At 66.2% G+C, this 18,109-nt stretch carries 17 protein-coding genes; 12 read left to right on the top strand and 5 right to left on the bottom strand.

Annotated features, from left to right (window positions below; all coding sequences use genetic code 11):
- Positions 1-68: 68 nt before the first annotated feature.
- The 6 genes from AAFP30_RS23685 to AAFP30_RS23660 all read left to right on the top strand — a co-directional run bounded on the left by AAFP30_RS23685 (position 69) and on the right by AAFP30_RS23660 (position 7,799).
- The gene (locus AAFP30_RS23685; protein ID WP_419232489.1) at positions 69-2,042 is read left to right on the top strand and encodes an MFS transporter; all 1,974 of its coding nucleotides are present in this window, start codon (positions 69-71) and stop codon (positions 2,040-2,042) included.
- 65 nt (positions 2,043-2,107) lie between these two features.
- Complete coding sequence (locus AAFP30_RS23680; protein WP_419232488.1) at positions 2,108-3,118, top strand: LysR family transcriptional regulator; 1,011 nt, start codon at positions 2,108-2,110, stop codon at positions 3,116-3,118.
- Positions 3,119-3,249: 131 nt separating this feature from the next.
- Positions 3,250-4,044, top strand: a complete 795-nt coding sequence (locus tag AAFP30_RS23675) for an enoyl-CoA hydratase/isomerase family protein (protein WP_419232487.1) — start codon at positions 3,250-3,252, stop codon at positions 4,042-4,044.
- 36 nt (positions 4,045-4,080) lie between these two features.
- Positions 4,081-5,403, top strand: coding sequence for an MFS transporter (locus AAFP30_RS23670; RefSeq protein WP_419232486.1), 1,323 nt, complete (start codon positions 4,081-4,083; stop codon positions 5,401-5,403).
- Positions 5,400-6,605: a CaiB/BaiF CoA transferase family protein gene (locus AAFP30_RS23665; protein ID WP_419232485.1), complete on the top strand. Its 1,206-nt coding sequence runs from the start codon at positions 5,400-5,402 to the stop codon at positions 6,603-6,605. The genes AAFP30_RS23670 and AAFP30_RS23665 overlap by 4 nt, the downstream gene beginning before the upstream one ends.
- A gap of 39 nt (positions 6,606-6,644) precedes the next feature.
- Positions 6,645-7,799 carry an acyl-CoA dehydrogenase family protein gene (locus AAFP30_RS23660; protein WP_419232484.1) on the top strand — a complete coding sequence of 385 codons (1,155 nt, stop codon included), beginning with the start codon at positions 6,645-6,647 and terminating at the stop codon, positions 7,797-7,799.
- Here AAFP30_RS23660 and AAFP30_RS23655 read toward each other — a convergent pair.
- The gene (locus tag AAFP30_RS23655; RefSeq protein ID WP_419232483.1) at positions 7,796-8,569 is read right to left on the bottom strand and encodes a class I SAM-dependent methyltransferase; all 774 of its coding nucleotides are present in this window, start codon (positions 8,567-8,569) and stop codon (positions 7,796-7,798) included. The genes AAFP30_RS23660 and AAFP30_RS23655 overlap by 4 nt on opposite strands.
- 245 nt (positions 8,570-8,814) lie before the next feature.
- Between AAFP30_RS23655 and AAFP30_RS23650 the strand changes: the two genes are divergently transcribed.
- A complete protein-coding gene (locus AAFP30_RS23650; RefSeq protein WP_419232482.1) occupies positions 8,815-10,197 on the top strand; it encodes a DUF4185 domain-containing protein in 1,383 nt (460 codons plus the stop codon).
- 3 nt (positions 10,198-10,200) lie between these two features.
- Here the strand turns inward: AAFP30_RS23650 and AAFP30_RS23645 are convergent, their stop codons facing one another.
- Complete coding sequence (locus AAFP30_RS23645; RefSeq protein ID WP_419232481.1) at positions 10,201-10,812, bottom strand: MspA family porin; 612 nt, start codon at positions 10,810-10,812, stop codon at positions 10,201-10,203.
- A gap of 199 nt (positions 10,813-11,011) precedes the next feature.
- Here AAFP30_RS23645 and AAFP30_RS23640 point away from each other — a divergent pair, with 199 nt between their 5' ends.
- The 5 genes from AAFP30_RS23640 to AAFP30_RS23620 all read left to right on the top strand — a co-directional run bounded on the left by AAFP30_RS23640 (position 11,012) and on the right by AAFP30_RS23620 (position 14,648).
- Entirely contained in the window at positions 11,012-12,427 is a 1,416-nt protein-coding gene (locus AAFP30_RS23640) for a M14 family zinc carboxypeptidase (RefSeq protein WP_419232480.1), read from the top strand.
- A 207-nt stretch (positions 12,428-12,634) separates the two neighbouring features.
- Positions 12,635-13,210: a recombinase family protein gene (locus AAFP30_RS23635; RefSeq protein ID WP_419232511.1), complete on the top strand. Its 576-nt coding sequence runs from the start codon at positions 12,635-12,637 to the stop codon at positions 13,208-13,210.
- Positions 13,207-13,509 carry a hypothetical protein gene (locus tag AAFP30_RS23630; protein ID WP_419232479.1) on the top strand — a complete coding sequence of 101 codons (303 nt, stop codon included), beginning with the start codon at positions 13,207-13,209 and terminating at the stop codon, positions 13,507-13,509. The genes AAFP30_RS23635 and AAFP30_RS23630 overlap by 4 nt, the downstream gene beginning before the upstream one ends.
- 44 nt (positions 13,510-13,553) lie before the next feature.
- A complete protein-coding gene (locus AAFP30_RS23625) occupies positions 13,554-13,916 on the top strand; it encodes a hypothetical protein (protein ID WP_419232478.1) in 363 nt (120 codons plus the stop codon).
- Between the two features lie 114 nt (positions 13,917-14,030).
- On the top strand, positions 14,031-14,648 hold the full coding sequence (locus tag AAFP30_RS23620) for a hypothetical protein (RefSeq protein WP_419232477.1): 618 nt from the start codon (positions 14,031-14,033) through the stop codon (positions 14,646-14,648).
- On the opposite strand, the gene AAFP30_RS23615 is transcribed toward AAFP30_RS23620, so the two are convergent.
- The 3 genes from AAFP30_RS23615 to AAFP30_RS23605 form a co-directional block, all read right to left on the bottom strand.
- Positions 14,566-16,227, bottom strand: coding sequence for an ABC-F family ATP-binding cassette domain-containing protein (locus AAFP30_RS23615; protein WP_419232476.1), 1,662 nt, complete (start codon positions 16,225-16,227; stop codon positions 14,566-14,568). The two genes, AAFP30_RS23620 and AAFP30_RS23615, sit on opposite strands and share 83 nt — an antisense overlap.
- A gap of 28 nt (positions 16,228-16,255) precedes the next feature.
- Entirely contained in the window at positions 16,256-17,155 is a 900-nt protein-coding gene (locus tag AAFP30_RS23610) for an exodeoxyribonuclease III (protein ID WP_419232475.1), read from the bottom strand.
- Between the two features lie 146 nt (positions 17,156-17,301).
- Entirely contained in the window at positions 17,302-18,102 is an 801-nt protein-coding gene (locus AAFP30_RS23605) for an enoyl-CoA hydratase-related protein (protein WP_419232474.1), read from the bottom strand.
- Positions 18,103-18,109: the final 7 nt, after the last annotated feature.

The following is an 18,109-nucleotide window of genomic DNA, read 5'->3' as shown; positions in this document are numbered from 1 at the left end:
TTCATGGTGCACCGGTTAGCTACGAGAAGGACATGCTCGGCCACACCGTCGTCTGAACCCCGGGTCTCATGACCTCGGCCGCAGCCGGACCCACCCAGATCGACAAGGGCAAGCTCTGGCCGATCTTCGGCGGTCTGATGCTCGCGATGCTGCTGGCCGCGCTGGATCAGACCATCGTGTCGACCGCGTTGCCAACGATCGTCAGCGATCTCGGTGGCGCCGAACACCTCAGCTGGGTCGTCACCGCGTACATGCTGGCCACCACCGCCACCACGCCGCTGTGGGGGAAACTCGGCGACCTCTACGGCCGCAAGTATCTGTTCATCGGATGTGTGGTCATCTTCCTCATCGGCTCGGCACTGTGCGGGACGTCGACGACGATGGTGCAGCTCATCGCCTACCGGGCGATACAAGGCGTGGGCGCCGGCGGCCTGATGGTGTTGTCTCAGGCCATCATCGGCGACGTCGTCCCGCCGCGCGAGCGCGGTCGGTATCAGGGTGTCTTCGGCGCGGTCTTCGGCCTCGCAAGTGTCGCCGGTCCGCTGCTCGGCGGGTTCTTCGTCGACAACCTGAGCTGGCGGTGGGTGTTCTACATCAACCTGCCGATCGGCGTCGTCGCCCTCATCGCGATCGTCATCGTACTGCCGAAGACCAGTACGACCACCAAACCGTACATCGACTATTTCGGCATCATCCTGCTCGCTGCGGCCTCCACCTGCATCGTGCTGGTCACGAGCTTCGGATCCATCTGGGGATGGGGATCGACGCGCATCCTCCTGCTGATCGCGCTCGGTGTCATCGCGGTGATCGCCTTCGTGATGGTCGAACTGCGCGTTCCCGAACCGGTGATGCCGATACGACTGCTCACCAACCGGGTGTTCGCGACTGCCTCGATCATCGGTTTCGTCGTCGGCTTCGCGATGTTCGGCGCCATCACGTTCCTGCCGATGTTCTTGCAGGCGGTCCAGGGCGCCAGTGCGACGTCGTCGGGTCTGCGGATGATCCCGATGATGTTGGGCCTGCTCATCACGTCGATCGCCAGTGGTCAGATCATCAGCCGCACCGGTCGCTACAAGATCTATCCGATCGTCGGCACAGCCATCTTCACGGTGGCGTTGTTCCTGCTCTCCACCATGGACCGCTCGACGTCCAACGGGCTGACGAGCCTGTACCTGTTCATCCTGGGCGTCGGCCTCGGCATGGTGATGCAGGTGTTGGTGCTGGCGGTGCAGAACGCCGTCGAGTACCGCGACCTCGGTACCGGCACCAGTGGCGCCACCTTCTTCCGGTCCATCGGCTCCGCGGTCGGCGTAGCGGTCTTCGGCGCAGTGTTCAACAGCCAACTCGAATCGCATCTGTCCCAGTCACCACCGGCCAGTGCGATCGGTCCGTGCTCGGCCGAGGTCCTCGAGGCGTCGCGGGTGTCGCTGCCGTCGTGCCCACGAGAGGTCCAATTCTGGTTCCTCGACGGCTTCACCGACGCGTTCCACGTCGTCTTTCTGGTGGCGGTGCCGATCGGCTTACTCGCGTTCGCCTTGTCGTGGTTCCTGCCCGAAGTCGAACTGCGCACGGCCACCAGCACTCCCGACCCCGGCGAGTCGTTCGGCATGCCGTCGGAACGGTCGTCGCTCGAGGAGTTGCGGCTGCAGATCTGGCGCACCCTCGACCGCGAGGACCGGCTGCGGATCTGGGAGATCGTGGTGGCCACCGCCGGCAGCGATCTGTCGCGCGGCGAGGCCTGGATGGTGAGCCGGGTCGCCGAGGAACGCACCCGCACCATGGCGCAGATGGCCGAGCATTCCCACACCCCGCTGCCCACTGTCGAGGAGACCGCCCGATCGCTCGCCGACCGCGGCATGGTCACCATCCGCGGCGACCAGGTGAGCGTCACACCGGCGGGCGACGCCGAGGCCGATCAACTGCTCGAGGCCCAGCGCATCCGCTTGCGTGAGTTCGTCTCCGACTACCCGGGCAGCGAACGCGACGACGTCGAGAAGATGCTCGACGAGATCGCGCGGTCCCTGCACGAGGCGCCGGTCTGATCGGTCGGGTGAGCGCTCGCCCTCGCGTCGTCGCCTGACCCGAGAACCAGGTCTACGGTTCGCCTATGGACATGCGCCAGCTCGAGTACTTTCTCGCCGTCGTCGAACACGGTGGGGTCAATCGTGCGGCCGCGGCACTGCGGGTGGCGCAGCCGTCACTGTCGCAGGCCATCCGCAAGCTGGAGAAGGATCTCGGTACCGAACTGTTCCACCGGGTGGGCCGCGGCCTGGTGCTCGCCCCGGCCGGCGAGGCGTTGGTCGGTCCGTCCCGGCTGATCCTGCGGGAGGCCGAGGCCGCGGAGAACACCGTGCGCAGTGTCGGGCAGGGCCGTCGCGGACGGATCGACATCGCGACGATCTCCGACATCTCCACCGATCCACTCTCAGTGTGGGTGGCCAGGTTTCGGTCCGAGGTGCCCGACGTCCGATTTCACATCGAAGAACGCGACGACACCGCCGACGTCGTCGATCTGGTGCGGTCCGGCGCGTGCGAGGTCGGATTCGCCGCGCTGCCGTTCACCGGCACCGAATTGAGCACCGAAGAACTGGTCGAACAGCATTTCGTCCTGGTGTGTCCACCGGGCACCGACGCCTACTGGCCGGATCCCACGCCCATCGAGGCATTGTCCGGTGTTCCGTTCGTGATGGGTGAACGAGGAACCACCACAAGGGATTACATCGAATCCGCGTTGGGCGCACACGGCGTGGAGCCACGGGTGGTGATCGAGGTCCCACAGCGCGGAGCACTACTCCCGATGGTGATGGCCGGCGGTGGCGCCGCAATCGCCTCACTGCGCACCGCGATCGACACCCGCCACCGCGGCGGCGTGATCCGCGAACTCTCGCCCGGCCTGTCCCGACGATTGGGCATGGTGCATCGCCCGGGACGACTCACCGCCACCACCGCCGAGTTCCTGTCGTTCGCCCGAGGATCGATCAACTTGTGGACCGACGGGATCGCGACAAACAAACAACTCGGCCACTCCCTGGTGGCTGCGGCCGAACTCAACGCGCAGGCCGCCGACGAACGACTCTGTGCGCGATATGAGACCGGGACCGACATACGCCCGCAGTAGACCCCGTTACGACAATTGATAGGCAATTACAGTCAAATCGGGCCGAAACTAGTCTTTGACCCAATCTATTGCGACTCGTTGAATAAGTGTGTGCCGGTTCACAGGCACGCCACACCGCGACGAGGAGCAGTATGGACGCGCACATCCACTATCGAGTCGACGACCGCGTAGCGACGGTGACGATTGACAATCGAGGACGACGGAATGCCGTGTCCTTCAGCATCTTCGAACAGCTCAAGGACTCCGTCGCCGAGCTCGAGCAGCGACCCGACGTCGGCGTCGTCATCCTCACCGGGCGCGGCGCGGACTTCAGCGTAGGAGCCGACCTGGCCGCGCCCGCAGACAGTCGCACCTTGCGCGGCACCTCGGTGGCCGCCGATACCGAGCGGTTGACCCGGGTCAGCAGAATGGTCCGGGCCTTCCACCGGTTGCCGCAGGTGACCATTGCGGCCATCGACGGCGCGTGCGCCGGCGCCGGATTGTCGCTCGCCGTCGCCGCCGATTTCCGGATCGCCACCGAGCGGGCGAAGTTCTCCACCGCTTTTGTCCGCGCCGGATTGTCCGGAGATCTCGGCGGCGCCTGGTTCATCACCCGACTCGTCGGCGTCGCGCGGGCCCGGGAACTGCTCCTCGATCCCCGCACGATCTCGGCAACCGAGGCACTCAGACTCGGTCTGGTCACCTCAGTGACCACCTCCGACACCCTGATGGACACCGCAGCGGCGTTCGCCCAGCGCCTCGCCGAATCCGCACCAATGGCCATGCACGCCATGAAGCAGAACGTGCTCGACGCCGAAATCGCCCCGCTCCCTGACTATCTGACGACCGAAGTGCACCGCATGGTGCAGTGCTTCCACTCCGACGACGCCCGCGAGGCGGCGGCCGCGTTTCTGGAGAAGCGTCGGCCGGCATTCGTCGGTCGCTGACCATCCCACTCACCCCCTTCCCTTCGGAGACCTTTCATGACCGAAACCCTGGTCGCGCCAACGACTCACACGAGAGTCGTCACCCCCAAGCGGGCCTGGCTGATCACCTCCCTGTTGTTCGCCTTCCTCCTGCTCAACTTCGCCGACAAAGCGGTGCTGGGCTTCGCCGGCGTACACATCCAGCAGGACCTCGACATCACACCCGCACAGTTCGGCCTGCTGCAGAGCGCCTTCTTCTGGCTGTTCGCGGCCGGTGCCATCGTGCTCGGTGCACTGTCCTCGCGCATCGGCATGCGCTGGCTACTGGCCGCGATGATGCTGGTGTGGATCGTGACCATGGTTCCGCTGCTCGGCCCGGTCAGTTTCGGCGTCTTGCTGGCGTGCCGCATCGCGCTGGGCTTCGCCGAGGGCCCCGCCTACGCCTTGGCGACCCACACCGTCCACTCCTGGTTCCCTGCCGAAAAACGTGCGTTGCCAAGCGGAATCGTCACTGCCGGGGCGTCGGTCGGACCGCTGCTGGCCGCACCGATCCTCACGTGGGTGATCGTGACCTGGTCGTGGCACGCCGCGTTCGGGGTGCTCATCGTTGCCGGCGGCCTCTGGATGGCCGCGTGGCTGGCCTTCGGCAAGAACGCTCCGGAATCCACGGATGTCGCACAGACAGTCGCCACCCCGCAGGTCGCGGATCGGTCGCTGCGCCGAATCCTGTTGACCGGAACCGTCATCGGCATCGGATTACTCACCTTCTTCTCCTACTGGGCAACGACGCTGAAGGTCGCATGGCTCCCGGTCTACCTGACCGACGGCCTGGGCTACGACACCACCACGGCCGGACGACTGATCATTCTGCCCTATGCGGTCGCCGCGGCCACCGCCATCGGCGCCGGATGGTTGTCCAATCATCTGACCGCGCGGGGTGTTTCACGAAAGGCATCGCGGGGCTACCTGGCCGGCGGACTGGTCGTCACGTCCGGGGTATCCATGGTCGCCTTCACCCTGCTCGCAGCCGGATTACCGCAGATGCTGTTCATCACGTTGGCGTTCTCGCTCAACTCGGCAGCCTTCGCGGTGGCGTTCACCGCGATCGGCGATGTCGTCCACCCACGTCGACGTGGCACCGTCATGGGCTGCCTGGTGGCCTTCTACAGCATGGCCGGCATCCTCGCGCCGCTGGTACTGGGCTACTTCGTCGGCTCGGCATCCGACCGGATCACCGGCTACGGACACGGATTCGCGCTCACCGGCATCCTCATGGCGGTCGGCGGCGCGGCCGCGACACTGCTGGTCAACCCCGAACGTGACATGAACCCGACCAGAGAAAGCACAGCTACCATCACCACCACGGAGGTGATCCGATGACCGCCCCACTCACCGGTGTCCGGGTCGTCGATTTCGGACAGTTCATCGCCGCACCGGCCGCCACCCAGATCCTGGTCGACCTCGGCGCGGACGTGATCAAAGTCGAACCGGTACACGGCGAATCCGCCCGGCAGATCGGTCTGTACGGCGAGGCCATCATTCGCAACTACAACCGCAACAAACGAGCCATCGCGATCGACCTGAAAGACCAGCGCGGACGGTCGGTCGCGTGGGACCTCATCGCCGGCGCCGACATCGTCGTACAGAACCTCCGTCCCGGCGTCCTCGACTCGTTCGGCCTCGGCCCCGACACGGTCCGCGCGGCATACCCGGGCATCGTGTACGCCACCGTCACCGGTTTCGGCTCGCACGGACCGTCGAAAAGCCGTGCCGGACTGGATATCGCGGCGCAAGCCGAAAGCGGCATCATGTCGGTGACCGGCGAAGCCGACGGTGAACCGCAGCGGGTCGGTTTCCCGGTGGTCGACGCCGCTGCGGCACATGTCTTCGCCCAGGCCATCCTCGGCGCCTACGTGCGTCGGTTGCGTACCGGAGAGGGCGACACGGTCGAGACCTCGCTGCTCGAGGTGGCCGTGCACCTGCAGGGCCCCAACTGGGGCGAGTACTTCCTCACCGGGAACGAGCCCACCCGCAAGGGCAACGGCCAGCCCACAGTGGCGCCGGCCGCCGATGTCATGCCGACGAGCGACGGCTCCATCGTCGTATCCGCCTATTCGGCAGTGCATTTCACTCGCCTATGCCGTCTGATCGGACGGCCTGAGCTGGCCACGGATCCCCGTTTCACCGACAATGTTCTGCGCGTGCGTCATCGCCCAGAACTCCTGGCCGAGCTCCGTGCGACCTTCGCCACGTTCACCACCGACGACGCGATGGCGCTGCTCACCGGTAACGGTGTCGTCGCCGGCCGGATCAGCTCCTACCGGGAGGTCCGTACGAACCCCGACGTCGAGGCCGCCGGCATCTTCATCGACGCGACCGATGCGCACGGCATCGAATACCCGACGCTCGCGTCGCCGTGGCATCTCGGCAGCATCGACCGTCCGTCGACGACCGGCGCACCGGAACTCGGTGCGCACACCGAAGAACTGCTGGTCGAGCTCGGGTACTCCGAGGCCCAGATCGACGAACTCGTCGACGGAGAAGTCGTCCGGGCACTTCGGTGTCCCGCACTGATTCCCTGAACGCACAACACTTTTCACCACCGACAGGACACTCTGATCATGATTGCCCACGCCACCCGCATATTGGACTTCCCCGACTATCTCGCCACGATTCGCCGATTCACCGACGACGAGCTCATTCCCGCCGAACCCGAGATGGTGCGCACCGGTTGCGTTCCCGAGCGCCTGGTCGCGCGGATGGCCGAACTCGGCCTGTTCGGCATGACACTCGAGCCCGAGCACGGCGGCATGGGCTGGACCGTCGAGCAACAGGTACTTCTGACCCTCGAGTTCACCCGCGCGTCGGTCGTCTACCGGTCACGGTTCTCCACCACCATCGGCCTTGTGTCGCAGGCGATCGCCGCCTTCGGTACCGACGAGCAGCGAGCCCGCTATCTTGCCCCGATGGCCAACGGGGACTGCGTCGCCGCGTTCGCCCTGACCGAGACGGAGGCGGGCACCGACGCCACGTCGGTGCGGACCACCGCTCGGGCCACCGCCGACGGCTATGTGCTCAACGGTGCGAAACGCTTCATCACCAATGGGCATTGGGCCGACGTCCTGCTCGTCTTCGCGCGCACCGACCCCGAATCCCGGGAACTGTCGGCGTTTCTCGTCGATCGGACAGCTCCCGGTGTCAGCACGTCGTTGCCAGAACAGATGAACGGGCACGCGGAGGGTCCGATCGCCGAGATCGTCCTACAGGATGTCCATGTCGGGCACGAGGCGCTGCTCGGCGGTACTGAGGGGAACGGTCTCCGGCAGGCGATGCGCGGAATCAACCATGCGCGCACCCACGTGGCGGCCACCGCGGTCGGACAGGCCACCCGGCTCCTCGAAGAGGCCGGTCGACATGCCGGGATACGTCGGCAATTCGACCAACCGCTCGCCGATTTCGGCGCCGTGGCCGCGATGCTCGGGCGCAGCTACGCCGAGGTGGAGGCCGGTCGCGCGCTGATCCTTGACTGCGCCCGCGAGTTCGATCGATCCGGCCCGCCCCGCGACCGGATCTCGGCGGCCAAGCTGTATTGCACCGAGATGGCCTCCGAGGTCGCCGATCGTGCGGTCCAGATCCTCGGCGGCGAGGGAATCGCCGGCGCGGGTCCGGTTCCGCGGATGTGGCGGGACGTCCGGGCACTCCGCATCTACGAGGGCGCGTCGCAACTCCACGAACGCAATCTCGCCCGCGCCGTCGTCGCGGCGAGCACGCCTTAACAGGTCCCACGGACGGCCCATGCACGGGCGGGGAGGGTGAACGGTCGGTCCGGACCATCGCCGATCAACCGTTGGTGCAGTCGCGATCTCAGGTCCGCGCGCTGGTCGTCGGACAGCGCGCGGGCCATCGCGCCGGCCGGTCCCTGGCCGAAGCCGAACGGCTGCCAGTAGTCGTCGAACGAGTCGAAGGCGGTGCTGATCGACAGGGATTTCTCCTCGACCTCTCGCAGGCCGGCCGTCCGCCACAGGTCGGTCAACTCGCCACTGCGGGAGAGCGGCATATGGCGTTCGTCGCGCGTGCCGGCTTGGGGAGCGATGTCGCGTGCGGCGTCCCAGAATGTCCGCAGCATGCCCATGCCGTCGCCGTAGTCCCAGACCGCACTCGCGACCACACCACCCGGCCGAGTGACCCGGACCATCTCCGCCAGCGCCCGGACGGGGTCATCGACGAAGTTGAGGACCAGCATCGAGATCGTCCGGTCGAAACTGTCCGTGGGGAACGGCAATTCTTCCGCACCGCCGGACACGAAACGCATCGTGTCCGCGCCGTCACCTGCGCGGGCGACCCGGAGGAACTCGTCCGACGGATCGATTCCGGTCACGTGGACGTCCGGGATTCTTGCTGCCGCATGCGCCAACGCCCCGGTGCCGCACCCGACGTCGAGCACTGCCTGACCCACGCCGATCCCGGCGTAGTCGAGAAGCAAGGGCGCCAACAGACGACTCCAGCGCCCCATGAAGCGTTGGTATCCGTCGCTGTCGGAGAACATGATCCACCGTGCCGTCGTTTCCGGTTCCAGGGTAGGACGCTCGCCCGAGTTCGGACAGCCCGCTCAGCCGATAACGCATCGGTGAATACCAAGCCGGATCAGCGCGGATGTGGACGACGAAACAGATCGCTGTGTCCACCGAGTCCAGATCGTGACCCGAGGATGCCACAGATTCGCCCGCGCATTCGTCACAATAACCTCAGTTGTCACTCTGGTAACACGCTGTCGAACGACTGGGAGGTCCCGTGCCGCGCTTGAACCGGTCAATTCGTCTGTCGTTGGCGGCCGTGGTCGCCACGTCCGCGTGCGCCGTTGCTCTCGGTCACGGTGCCGGACCGGCCGACGCGGCGCCGTGCGGCAACTCCGGATTCGGCTCGAGCGGTATCGACTTCGGGTCGCTCGGATCCAGTGGTTCGGCCGGATCGAGTGGATCGTCGGGGTCCAGCGGGTCCAGTGGGTCCAGCGGGTCGTCGGGCAGCTCCGACATCCCGAACCTCGGGCCGCAGGGACCGCTGCCGCTGTACGCCGGTCTGCGGTCGCGCACCGTGGCGTGGGTGACCGGACCACTCAGCATCAACCGAACCTTCAGTCGGTTCGCGATCTCCGGGACCGACGTCGGGGTCAGTTGGGACAACGGCTCCGGCCAAACCCTCATGGCGTTCGGCGACACCTTCGGCAACTGCAACGCGCTGGGCCAGCAGTGGCGACACAACGTGTTGTTGCGTACCAACGACGACCGTCTCGTCGACGGCATCACCGTGCCGAACGGCATTGCCGACGACCCGAATTCGGGCAGCGTTATTTTCCCGGGCCAGCCGAACTTTGCCCAGCAACTCATTGCGTCATTGGGCATCAGCGGCGTCGAGGTCACCACCATCCCGACCGCGGCGATCGCCTTGCCCAGACCCGGTGGCGGTTTCCGGCAGTTCATCAACTACATGTCCGTCCGGTCGTGGGGGTCGGCGGGCAATTGGGTGACCAACTTCTCCGCGATCGCCTTCTCCGACGACAACGGACAGCACTGGGAGACCGACCGGAGCACGATCCGTCTCAATTCGCCGGTCTCGGTGAATCTTCCGGAGGCCCTGCCAACCCTCGAGTACAACAACGGCAAGTTCCAGCAGGGCGCCTACACCCCCGGCCGTCCCAACTCTGAGGAAAGCGCATACGTCTACCAATTCGGCACGCCCAACGGCAGATTCGGTGCCGCCTTCCTCGCCCGATTCAAGCCGGCGGACATCCTGAACTTCGACGGCTACGAGTACTGGGCCGGCAGCGCGCTCGGCTGGGTCCGTGACATCGCACAGGTACCCGACAACGGCTCGGCCATCGTCGTTCCTGCACCCGTCACCGAACTGTCGGTCGCGTGGAGCCCCTACCTCGGCAAGTACGTGATGCTCGACGGCGACAACGGCATCAAGCTGCGCACTGCGGATCATCCGCAAGGCCCCTGGAGCAGTCCCACCTACATCGTGCCGCCGGGCGTCATCGTTCTCTACGCACCGATGATGCTGCCCAATTCACCCGCATTGCAGGGCAACTCCCCTGACCTGTATTTCAACGCGTCGCGGTGGAGTGACTACAACGTCATGCTGCTGCAGACAAATCTGCGGTTTGCCCGTGGCTAGTGGCTAGTGGCTCCAGATCTTTCCGTAAGCGGTCACCGAGTCGCCGTGAGTCGAGGTCACCCGGAAGTAGGGACGCACGCTGGTCCGACCGATCACACCGGTGACCGAGACGTGCCAACCCCATACCTTGAACCGTCCCGACGGGCCCGTGACGTCGACGGTGCCGACCTTGGCATCGGTGATACCCGGGCCCAGGCCGACTCCGAACGTCGCTGTTCCGCTTGGGATGTCGGTACGAGTACCAAGCTCCGGATTGCTGTAGCTGAGGCTGATGGTGCCGGTGCTGAACGGAAATCCGACCTGGTAGCCCATCGTCACCTTGCCGGTGAACTTGTCGGCTCCCGGACCCTTCACCCGGTAGGCCAGCACGCCGTGCTGAAACCATTCACGCGTCGACGGGTTTCCGTCGAGTGGTCGCACGAACGACAGACGGGTGTCGGAGAGCTCGGCCTCGATCATCAGGCCGTCTGGCGTGACGATCCGGGTGATGTTGTCGACGGCCGCGTTCGCGGGACCCGTTGCAGCAACCGTCGATCCGAGCACCGCGAGCGTCGCCGCGAAGACGCTGACCAGCGTCAGAAGTGGAGTTCTGCGGAGCCTGATGCGATTGGCCATGACCCGACACCTGTTCTCGATGTTCCGCTGATGTGGCCGCAGGTGGAAGCTGCACAGCCGGGCCGATGCGGCTACCGACCCGAGGTAAGCCTAGCCTCCATCGGGTGGGCTTTCGGCAAAATGCGATAAGTCCTGCGAAGCGCGACTGAGGTAGCGCACTACGCTGTCGCCCGGCGCAGCGGTGCGCGATGCTGGTCAGATGACCGAGCCCAACGCCCCCGACCCCCGACTGTCCGTGCGTATCACCGCACCCGACCGCGCGACCGCATTCGACATCGTGCGCCGGTATCCGTTCGACTACGGCTGCCGACCGACTGCCCTGCCCACCGACGACGGCGTCGCGGTGCCCGCACTCCTCTCCCCCGCTGAGATCGAGACGTTGCGCAATAACGGAATTGACGTCGACGTGCGATTCGACATCCGCGACCGGGATGAGGGGACCGCGCCGATCGGTGACGGCGACCGATTCGACGGCGGACGACGTCCTCCGCAGGGTGTCGGTACCGCCCCCGATGGCAGCACCGATCCCGGACCGATCCTCAACGTCGACGAAATCGGTTCGGCCATCGACGGTCTCGTCAACGAGTACGGCATCCCCACCTTCACGCTGCCGAACGGCACCGCCGAGGGGCGGCCCAGCACCGGCGGGCAGGTCGGCGACGTCGACCCCAGTCGGTACCACGTCTATTTCACCGCCGGGGTGCATGCCCGCGAACGCGGCGGTCCCGACGCGCTGCTCTATTTCATCGCCGACCTGTTGCACGCCAACAAGTTCGGTACCGGCATCACGTACGGTGCCCGCACCTTCACCAACGCCGACGTACACAAGGCACTCAACACCGGCATCGTGTTCTTCCCGTTGGTCAATCCCGACGGTGTCGCCTGGGACCAGCGCACCGGCAGCCTGTGGCGCAAGAACCGCAACCCGGCCGGCGCGATACCGGGCGATGAGGGCTCGATCGGGGTCGACATCAACCGCAACTACGATTTCCTCTGGGACTACCGCACCCACTTCGACCCGTCGGTCACCGGTAATTCGGCCCTCGCCTCCGACGATCCACGCGCGGAGACCTTCCACGGCGCCGCCCCCCTGTCGGAACCGGAAACCCGAAACGCCACCTGGGTGTTCGACCAGTTCCCGAAACTGAACTGGTACATGGATATTCACTCCGCAGTCGGCGACATCCTGTACAACTGGGGCGATGACGACGACCAGGTCGGCGACGAGGCAATGCGGTTCTTCGATCCGCGCTGGGATGGCGCACGCGGAGTCCTGACAGCCGACGACTATCGGGAGTGGCTGCCCGAGGCGGACCTCGGCCGGATCCGGCTCGTCGCGCGGCGGACGGCAGCGGCGATGGCCGCAGTCGGTGGCCGCACGTTTCGCCCTATCCCCGCCGCCGACCTCTATGCCACCTCCGGTGCGAGCGACGACTACGCCTACAGCCGCACGTGGATCGATCCGCAACTGAGCAAGGTCCACGGTTTCACGATGGAGTTCGGCTATCCCACGAACTTCTACCCGACGTTGACCGAGTACCACCAGAACCTTGCCGATGTGGGTGCCGGGTTGATGGAGTTCTGTCTGTGCGCAGCCGACAACCCGGTCACGTGACAGCCGATCCTGGATCTCGTATTAAAACTACGGCCTTGTCCAGAAATGAGACTCCTCGGATTTCGAGACTCGCAGAGTTTGGCGCACACATAGCGAGTTACATCGACAAGCTGTCGCAATATCTATTGGACACGTCTCGCAGAGTTCGGTGAGTTTTGAGATAGGGTGAGCTGCGTGACCCCACAAGCACCAAGTGCGCACGCCGGCATGCTGCTCGGCTACGCCCGCGCGGGATCCCGAAATCATGCGCTCGAGTCGCAGATCGAAGCCCTCATCGACACGGGGATCAGTCCCGAACGCATCTACACCGACACCGTTGACCGGATTTCGACCCTGCAGCGTCGCCCTGGATTCACCGCACTGTTGGACTACGCCCGACCCGGCGACATCGCCGTCGTCGTGGGGATCGACCGGCTCGGGCGCTCGACCACCGAGGTCATGGCCACCACCCGCGATCTCGGCCACCGACAGATCGGTTTGCGATCCCTGCGCGAGGGAATCGACACCGACGACCCGGCAGGCGCGATGATCGTCGGTGTCCTCGCCTCCCTGGCCGAACTCGCCGAAGGCGACAGCCGGAAACGGCGACACGGGAGCCATCGGTCGTCGACGGAAAGCAGCACCTCCCCCGTCGGCCGCCCGCGAGTCCTCGACGACGACCAGGTGGCTTTCGCGCTGCGCCGACGCGCCGAGGGCCGGCCGGTACCGACCATCGCCGAAGAACTCGGCGTCAGCCGCGCCACCCTTTACCGCACCCTCGCCGAAAGACGTTCAGTCCGTTGACATCCAACAACACCGACTTGCCGGACATCGACATCGTGACGGCCCACGGCGTCGTCACCCGGCTGCCCACGTCGTTCCCGATCATCGATCCCGAACTTGACGCATGCCTCGACCCGGATCTGTTCCAGAAAGGTTTCGCCGACGCGGTCGCCGTCCTCGATGCCCTCCCGAAGCCGTGGGCCCGACACCATGCCGCCTCGACGATGGCCACCGCCCCGGATACCGACGATGACGAACCGAGCTACACCCGCGGTTACCGCGCAGCCCTGTATGGCCACCTGCGGCACGCGAGGGACTGACCCGGCTTTGACTAGTTAGGTAAGGCTAAGGAAAGATCGTCGTCATGATCTCAACAAAGAAGCTGATCGTCACCGCAGTCATCGGAGCCGGCACCGTCGCCGGCGTCGCCGCAGGCGCGGGCAATGCCTCCGCGAAGGTCGCCGAAGGCACCTACAACTTCTGTGTGCAGACCCAGTACGGCAGCTCGGCCGACGAACGCTGCAACGTCTACCGCGTCGTCGGCAACCAGTTGATCGGACCCGCCAACACGCCGCTCACCCTGACCGACACCGCCACCGGCGCATACACCGACATCGAGCCAGTGAGCCGACTGACGCTCATCAAGACCGCCAACGGCTACAAGGCCATCAATTCGGTCCTCGGCATCCCGGTCGCCACCTCAACGTTCATCCCCGTCGCCGGCTGACGCTGTCGTTTCAGCACTGCGCAGACTCGTCGGGTCTCCGCTCGGCGAGCCTGCACTGTGTTGCCAGCGGTTTCGTCGTCCACAGGCTGTGGATAACCGCGTAGCGTGCGGGAGGTGAGCGATCAGCGACACGGCACTGCTCGGCATCCGTCGCCCGCACGGCGGTCGATCCGGCCGCGGCGCCTGACCACCGTCGAAGTCGCGCTTGCGCAGACGGTGTTCGGCGACGACGTCGACTGGCTCGACGCCGTGCGCGTGGTCGGCGTCATCGGGGTCAACGGCCGCGCCTTCACACTGCCCGGCCTCGGCGGCCGCGTGTATCTCGGCCTCGGTCAACATGCATCGGCCCCCGCAGCAGCGAGCACTCGCGGTTACCCATCACCGGGTCAACTCCTGATCCACGAACTCGTCCACGCGTGGCAGGTGCGCGAGATGGGCGCGGTGCGCTATCTCCGCGCAGGGGTGGCCGCGCAGTACCGACACGCGCGGGGCGCCGACGTGTACTCCGTTCACGACGCGAGCATGCCGTGGACGGCGATGACCATCGAACAACAGGCAACCGTCGTCGACCGGTGGTTTGGCGGGCAATCGTCACCGGCCGTTCGGCCGCGCGACCCGCGCAGTCCCTTTCGCCACCACCTCGAGACGTTCAGAGTTCGGTCACCTGTCCGTCCTCGACCTGCCACCGACGATCGATCCGCACGGTGTCGAGCATCCGACGATCATGCGTGACCAACAACAGCGCGCCGTCAAACGAATCCAGTGCTGACTCAAGCTGTTCGATGGCCGGCAGGTCGAGATGGTTGGTGGGCTCGTCGAGCACCAGGACGTTGACGCCACGGGCTTGTAGCAGCGCCAGCGCCGCGCGGGTGCGCTCCCCCGGAGACAGATCCTCGACCGGCCGGTCGACGTGATCGGCGCGGAGGCCGAACTTCGCGAGCAGGGTGCGCACCTCGGCCGTCGAGTAGTCCGGTACCAGTTCTTCGAAGCGGTCCGCGAGCCGTTGCGGTCCTGCGAACTGTCCACGCGTCTGGTCGATTTCGCCGATCGCCACGTTGGTACCCAGCTGCGCGGTGCCGTCGTCGGGTGCGATCGTGCCCAGCAGTAGACGTAGCAGCGTGGACTTGCCTGCCCCGTTCGGTCCGGTAACACCGATCCGCTCACCGGCGTTCACCTGCAGCGAGACCGGACCGAGCACGAAATCACCCTGTCGCACAACCGCATTGTTCAGCGTCGCGACCACCGAACTCGATCGTGGCGCCGACCCGATGGTGAACTCGAGAACCCATTCCTTCCGCGGTTCCTCGACCTCATCGAGTCGCGCGATCCGACTCTCCATCTGACGCACCTTCTGCGCCTGCTTCTCGCTCGATTCGCTGGCCGCCTTGCGTCGGATCTTGTCGTTGTCCGGGGCTTTGCGCATCGCGTTGCGGACACCCTGACTCGACCATTCGCGTTGCGTTCGCGCCCGCGCCACCAGGTCGGCCTTCTTCTCGGCGAACTCCTCGTATTCCTCGCGCTTGTGGCGGCGCGCGACCTCGCGCTCCTCCAGATAGCTCTCATAGCCGCCGCCGAACACGGTATTGGTGTGCTGCGCCAGATCGAGCTCCAGGACCCGAGTCACGCTGCGCGCGAGAAACTCTCGGTCATGGCTTACCAACACCACGCCGGCGCGCATGCTACCCACCACCTCTTCGAGTCGGGCGAGCCCGTCGAGGTCGAGATCGTTGGTGGGCTCGTCGAGCAGGACGACGTCGAATCGAGAACACAGTAGGGCCGCCAGCCCTACGCGCGCCGCCTGCCCACCGGAGAGCGAGGTCATCAGCGCCGTTTCCGCGGCCACGTCGTCGGTGCGCAAACCCAGGTCCGAGAGCACGGCCGGGAGTCGATCGTCGAGGTCGGCGGCACCGGTCGCGAGCCAGTGGTCGAGGGCAGCGGCGTAGACATCGGCCGGATCAGCTGCTCCTGCGGCAGCGCCGTCACCGAGTGCGGCGGCCGCGGCGTCCATCGCCTGGGTGGCTGCGGCACAACCGGTTCGACGCGCGACGTACTGTGCGACCGTCTCCCCTGGCACCCGATCGTGTTCCTGGGGCAACCATCCGACGAAGGCGTCGGCGGGTGCGCGCGTGATGCTTCCCTCCAGCGGTGCGAGGTCGCCGGCCAGGATCCGCAGCAGGGTCGACTTGCCTGCGCCATTCGCACCGACCACACCGACCACGTCCCCGGGCGCGACCGTCAGATCGAGGTGGTCGAAGAGGACACGATGGGCGTACCCACCGGCGATGTCCTTGGCGACGAGGGATGCGGTCATGGGATACATGGTCGCACCCGGCCGCCCGCTATCGAACGTGGCCGTCGACGTGCGGACCGTAGGTCACCACGAGTGGAGCGTGATCGGACAGGCGCTCCTCGGGCACGGGTTCCTTGTCGACGTCGACGTCGGTTGCACGGCGAGCGAGACCGGGTGTGGCGAGTTGGTGATCCACCCGCCAGCCCACATCTTTGGCGAACGACTGCCCCGCCCAACTCCACCAGGTGAGCGGACCAGGCTGTTCGCCGTGCACTTGACGCACGACGTCGACGAGGCGGCGAGTGCCGAGAATCGAGCTGAACCACTCGCGGTCTTCGGGCAGGAAGCCGTCCATCGATCGGGCGGCGCGCCAGTTGGTCACGTCGTGCTGCGTGTGCGCGATGTTGATGTCGCCGACGAGGAGGAACTCGCGTCCCGCGCGCAGCGCCGCACGACGGTTGCGGTCGACCTCACGGGCGAACGCCGCAAGAAACCGCTGCTTGCGCTCGTACTTGGCACCGCCGTCGGGCTGCTCGCGCATGGAGCCGGGGCGCTGGCGGTGTGCCGGCAGTCCACCTTTCGGGAGGTAGAGACATGCCACCGTCACCGGCCGGTCGGCCAGGTCGACCTCGATATAGCGGCCGTGAGTGGCAAACTCGGCGAGTCCGCGGGCTTTCGGTGGATGGCTCACCCACGTTCGTACCGCGGCGGCCGGCTCCCTGGTCAGTACGGCGACACCGTTGCGGCCGGCCACGGAACCGACGTCCACCGCCGCCGAATATCCCGGGAATGTGCCCACCTCGGATGCGGGACAGCGCAGTTCCTGCAGCGCGACCACGTCCGCCGCTCGGGTGCCCAGCCAGTTGTCGAAGCCGCGACGACGAGCCGCCCGGATCCCGTTGACGTTGAACGTCGCTACTGCGAACGAATCAGTGGCAGCGGGACCCATGCCGACCACTGTGCCCCACCGCGCCGACCGGCTCTGCCGTGGGTCAACCGCTGGTGCACAACTCGACTTCTCCGGCACGCACGACGACAGCCGAGTTCTTCTGGCTCAAGGACGTTCCGCCAGCGGTATTCAGCGAGATCCGGCGTCTACTTCCCGGTGAACTCGGGTACGCGCTTGGCCAAGAAGGCGGCTTGCCCCTCGTGACAGTCAGCGGAATGCACCGCCACGGTGAAATTGCGCTTCTCATGCTGAAGTCCCTGTGCCAGCGAAGTTTCGAGGGCGTGCAACGCGGCGTCCTTGGCCAGCGCCACCGCCAGCGGCCCGTTCGCAGCGATCCGCTGGGCCATGGCGATCGCCTCTGCCACGGCGTCCCCGTCGGCGACGACCCGGGCGATCAGCCCGGCACGTTCGGCGTCGGCAGCCGACCACGGATCGCCGGTGAGCAGCAACGCCATGGCTTTGGCCTTGCCGACAGAGCGGATCAGCCGCTGGGTGCCGCCCGCGCCAGGGATGACGCCGAGCTTGACCTCGGGCAACCCGAATCGCGCCGACTCCCCCGCGATGACCGTGTCACATGCCAACGCCAGTTCGCATCCCCCGCCCAGCGCCAGGCCCTCCACGGCGGCGATCAGCGGTTTCGCGAATGCCGCCAACTCACGCCAGACTTCGCGGTCGGCATCGGAGCCGACCAGCGGCGCGGCGCGCAGCCGGTCGAATTCGGAGATGTCGGCGCCGGCGCAGAACGCCTGCCGGTCGCCGGTGATAACGACAGCACGCACCGTCGTGTCTCGGGCCAGGTCGGTCATCGCGGCGCGCAACTCGGCCAGCAGGGTCGCGTTGAGCGCGTTGCGGGCCTTCGGGCGGTTCAGCTGCACGATCGCCACGCGGTCCTCGCGGGTGACGGACAGTACCTCGGACACTGCCGTCGAGATGTCGGTATCAGTCATGATCGCC

Source organism: Gordonia sp. CPCC 205515 (genome assembly GCF_048537925.1).
Taxonomy (GTDB): Bacteria; Actinomycetota; Actinomycetes; order Mycobacteriales; family Mycobacteriaceae; genus Gordonia.
This window is presented reverse-complemented; position numbering and strand designations above follow the sequence as displayed.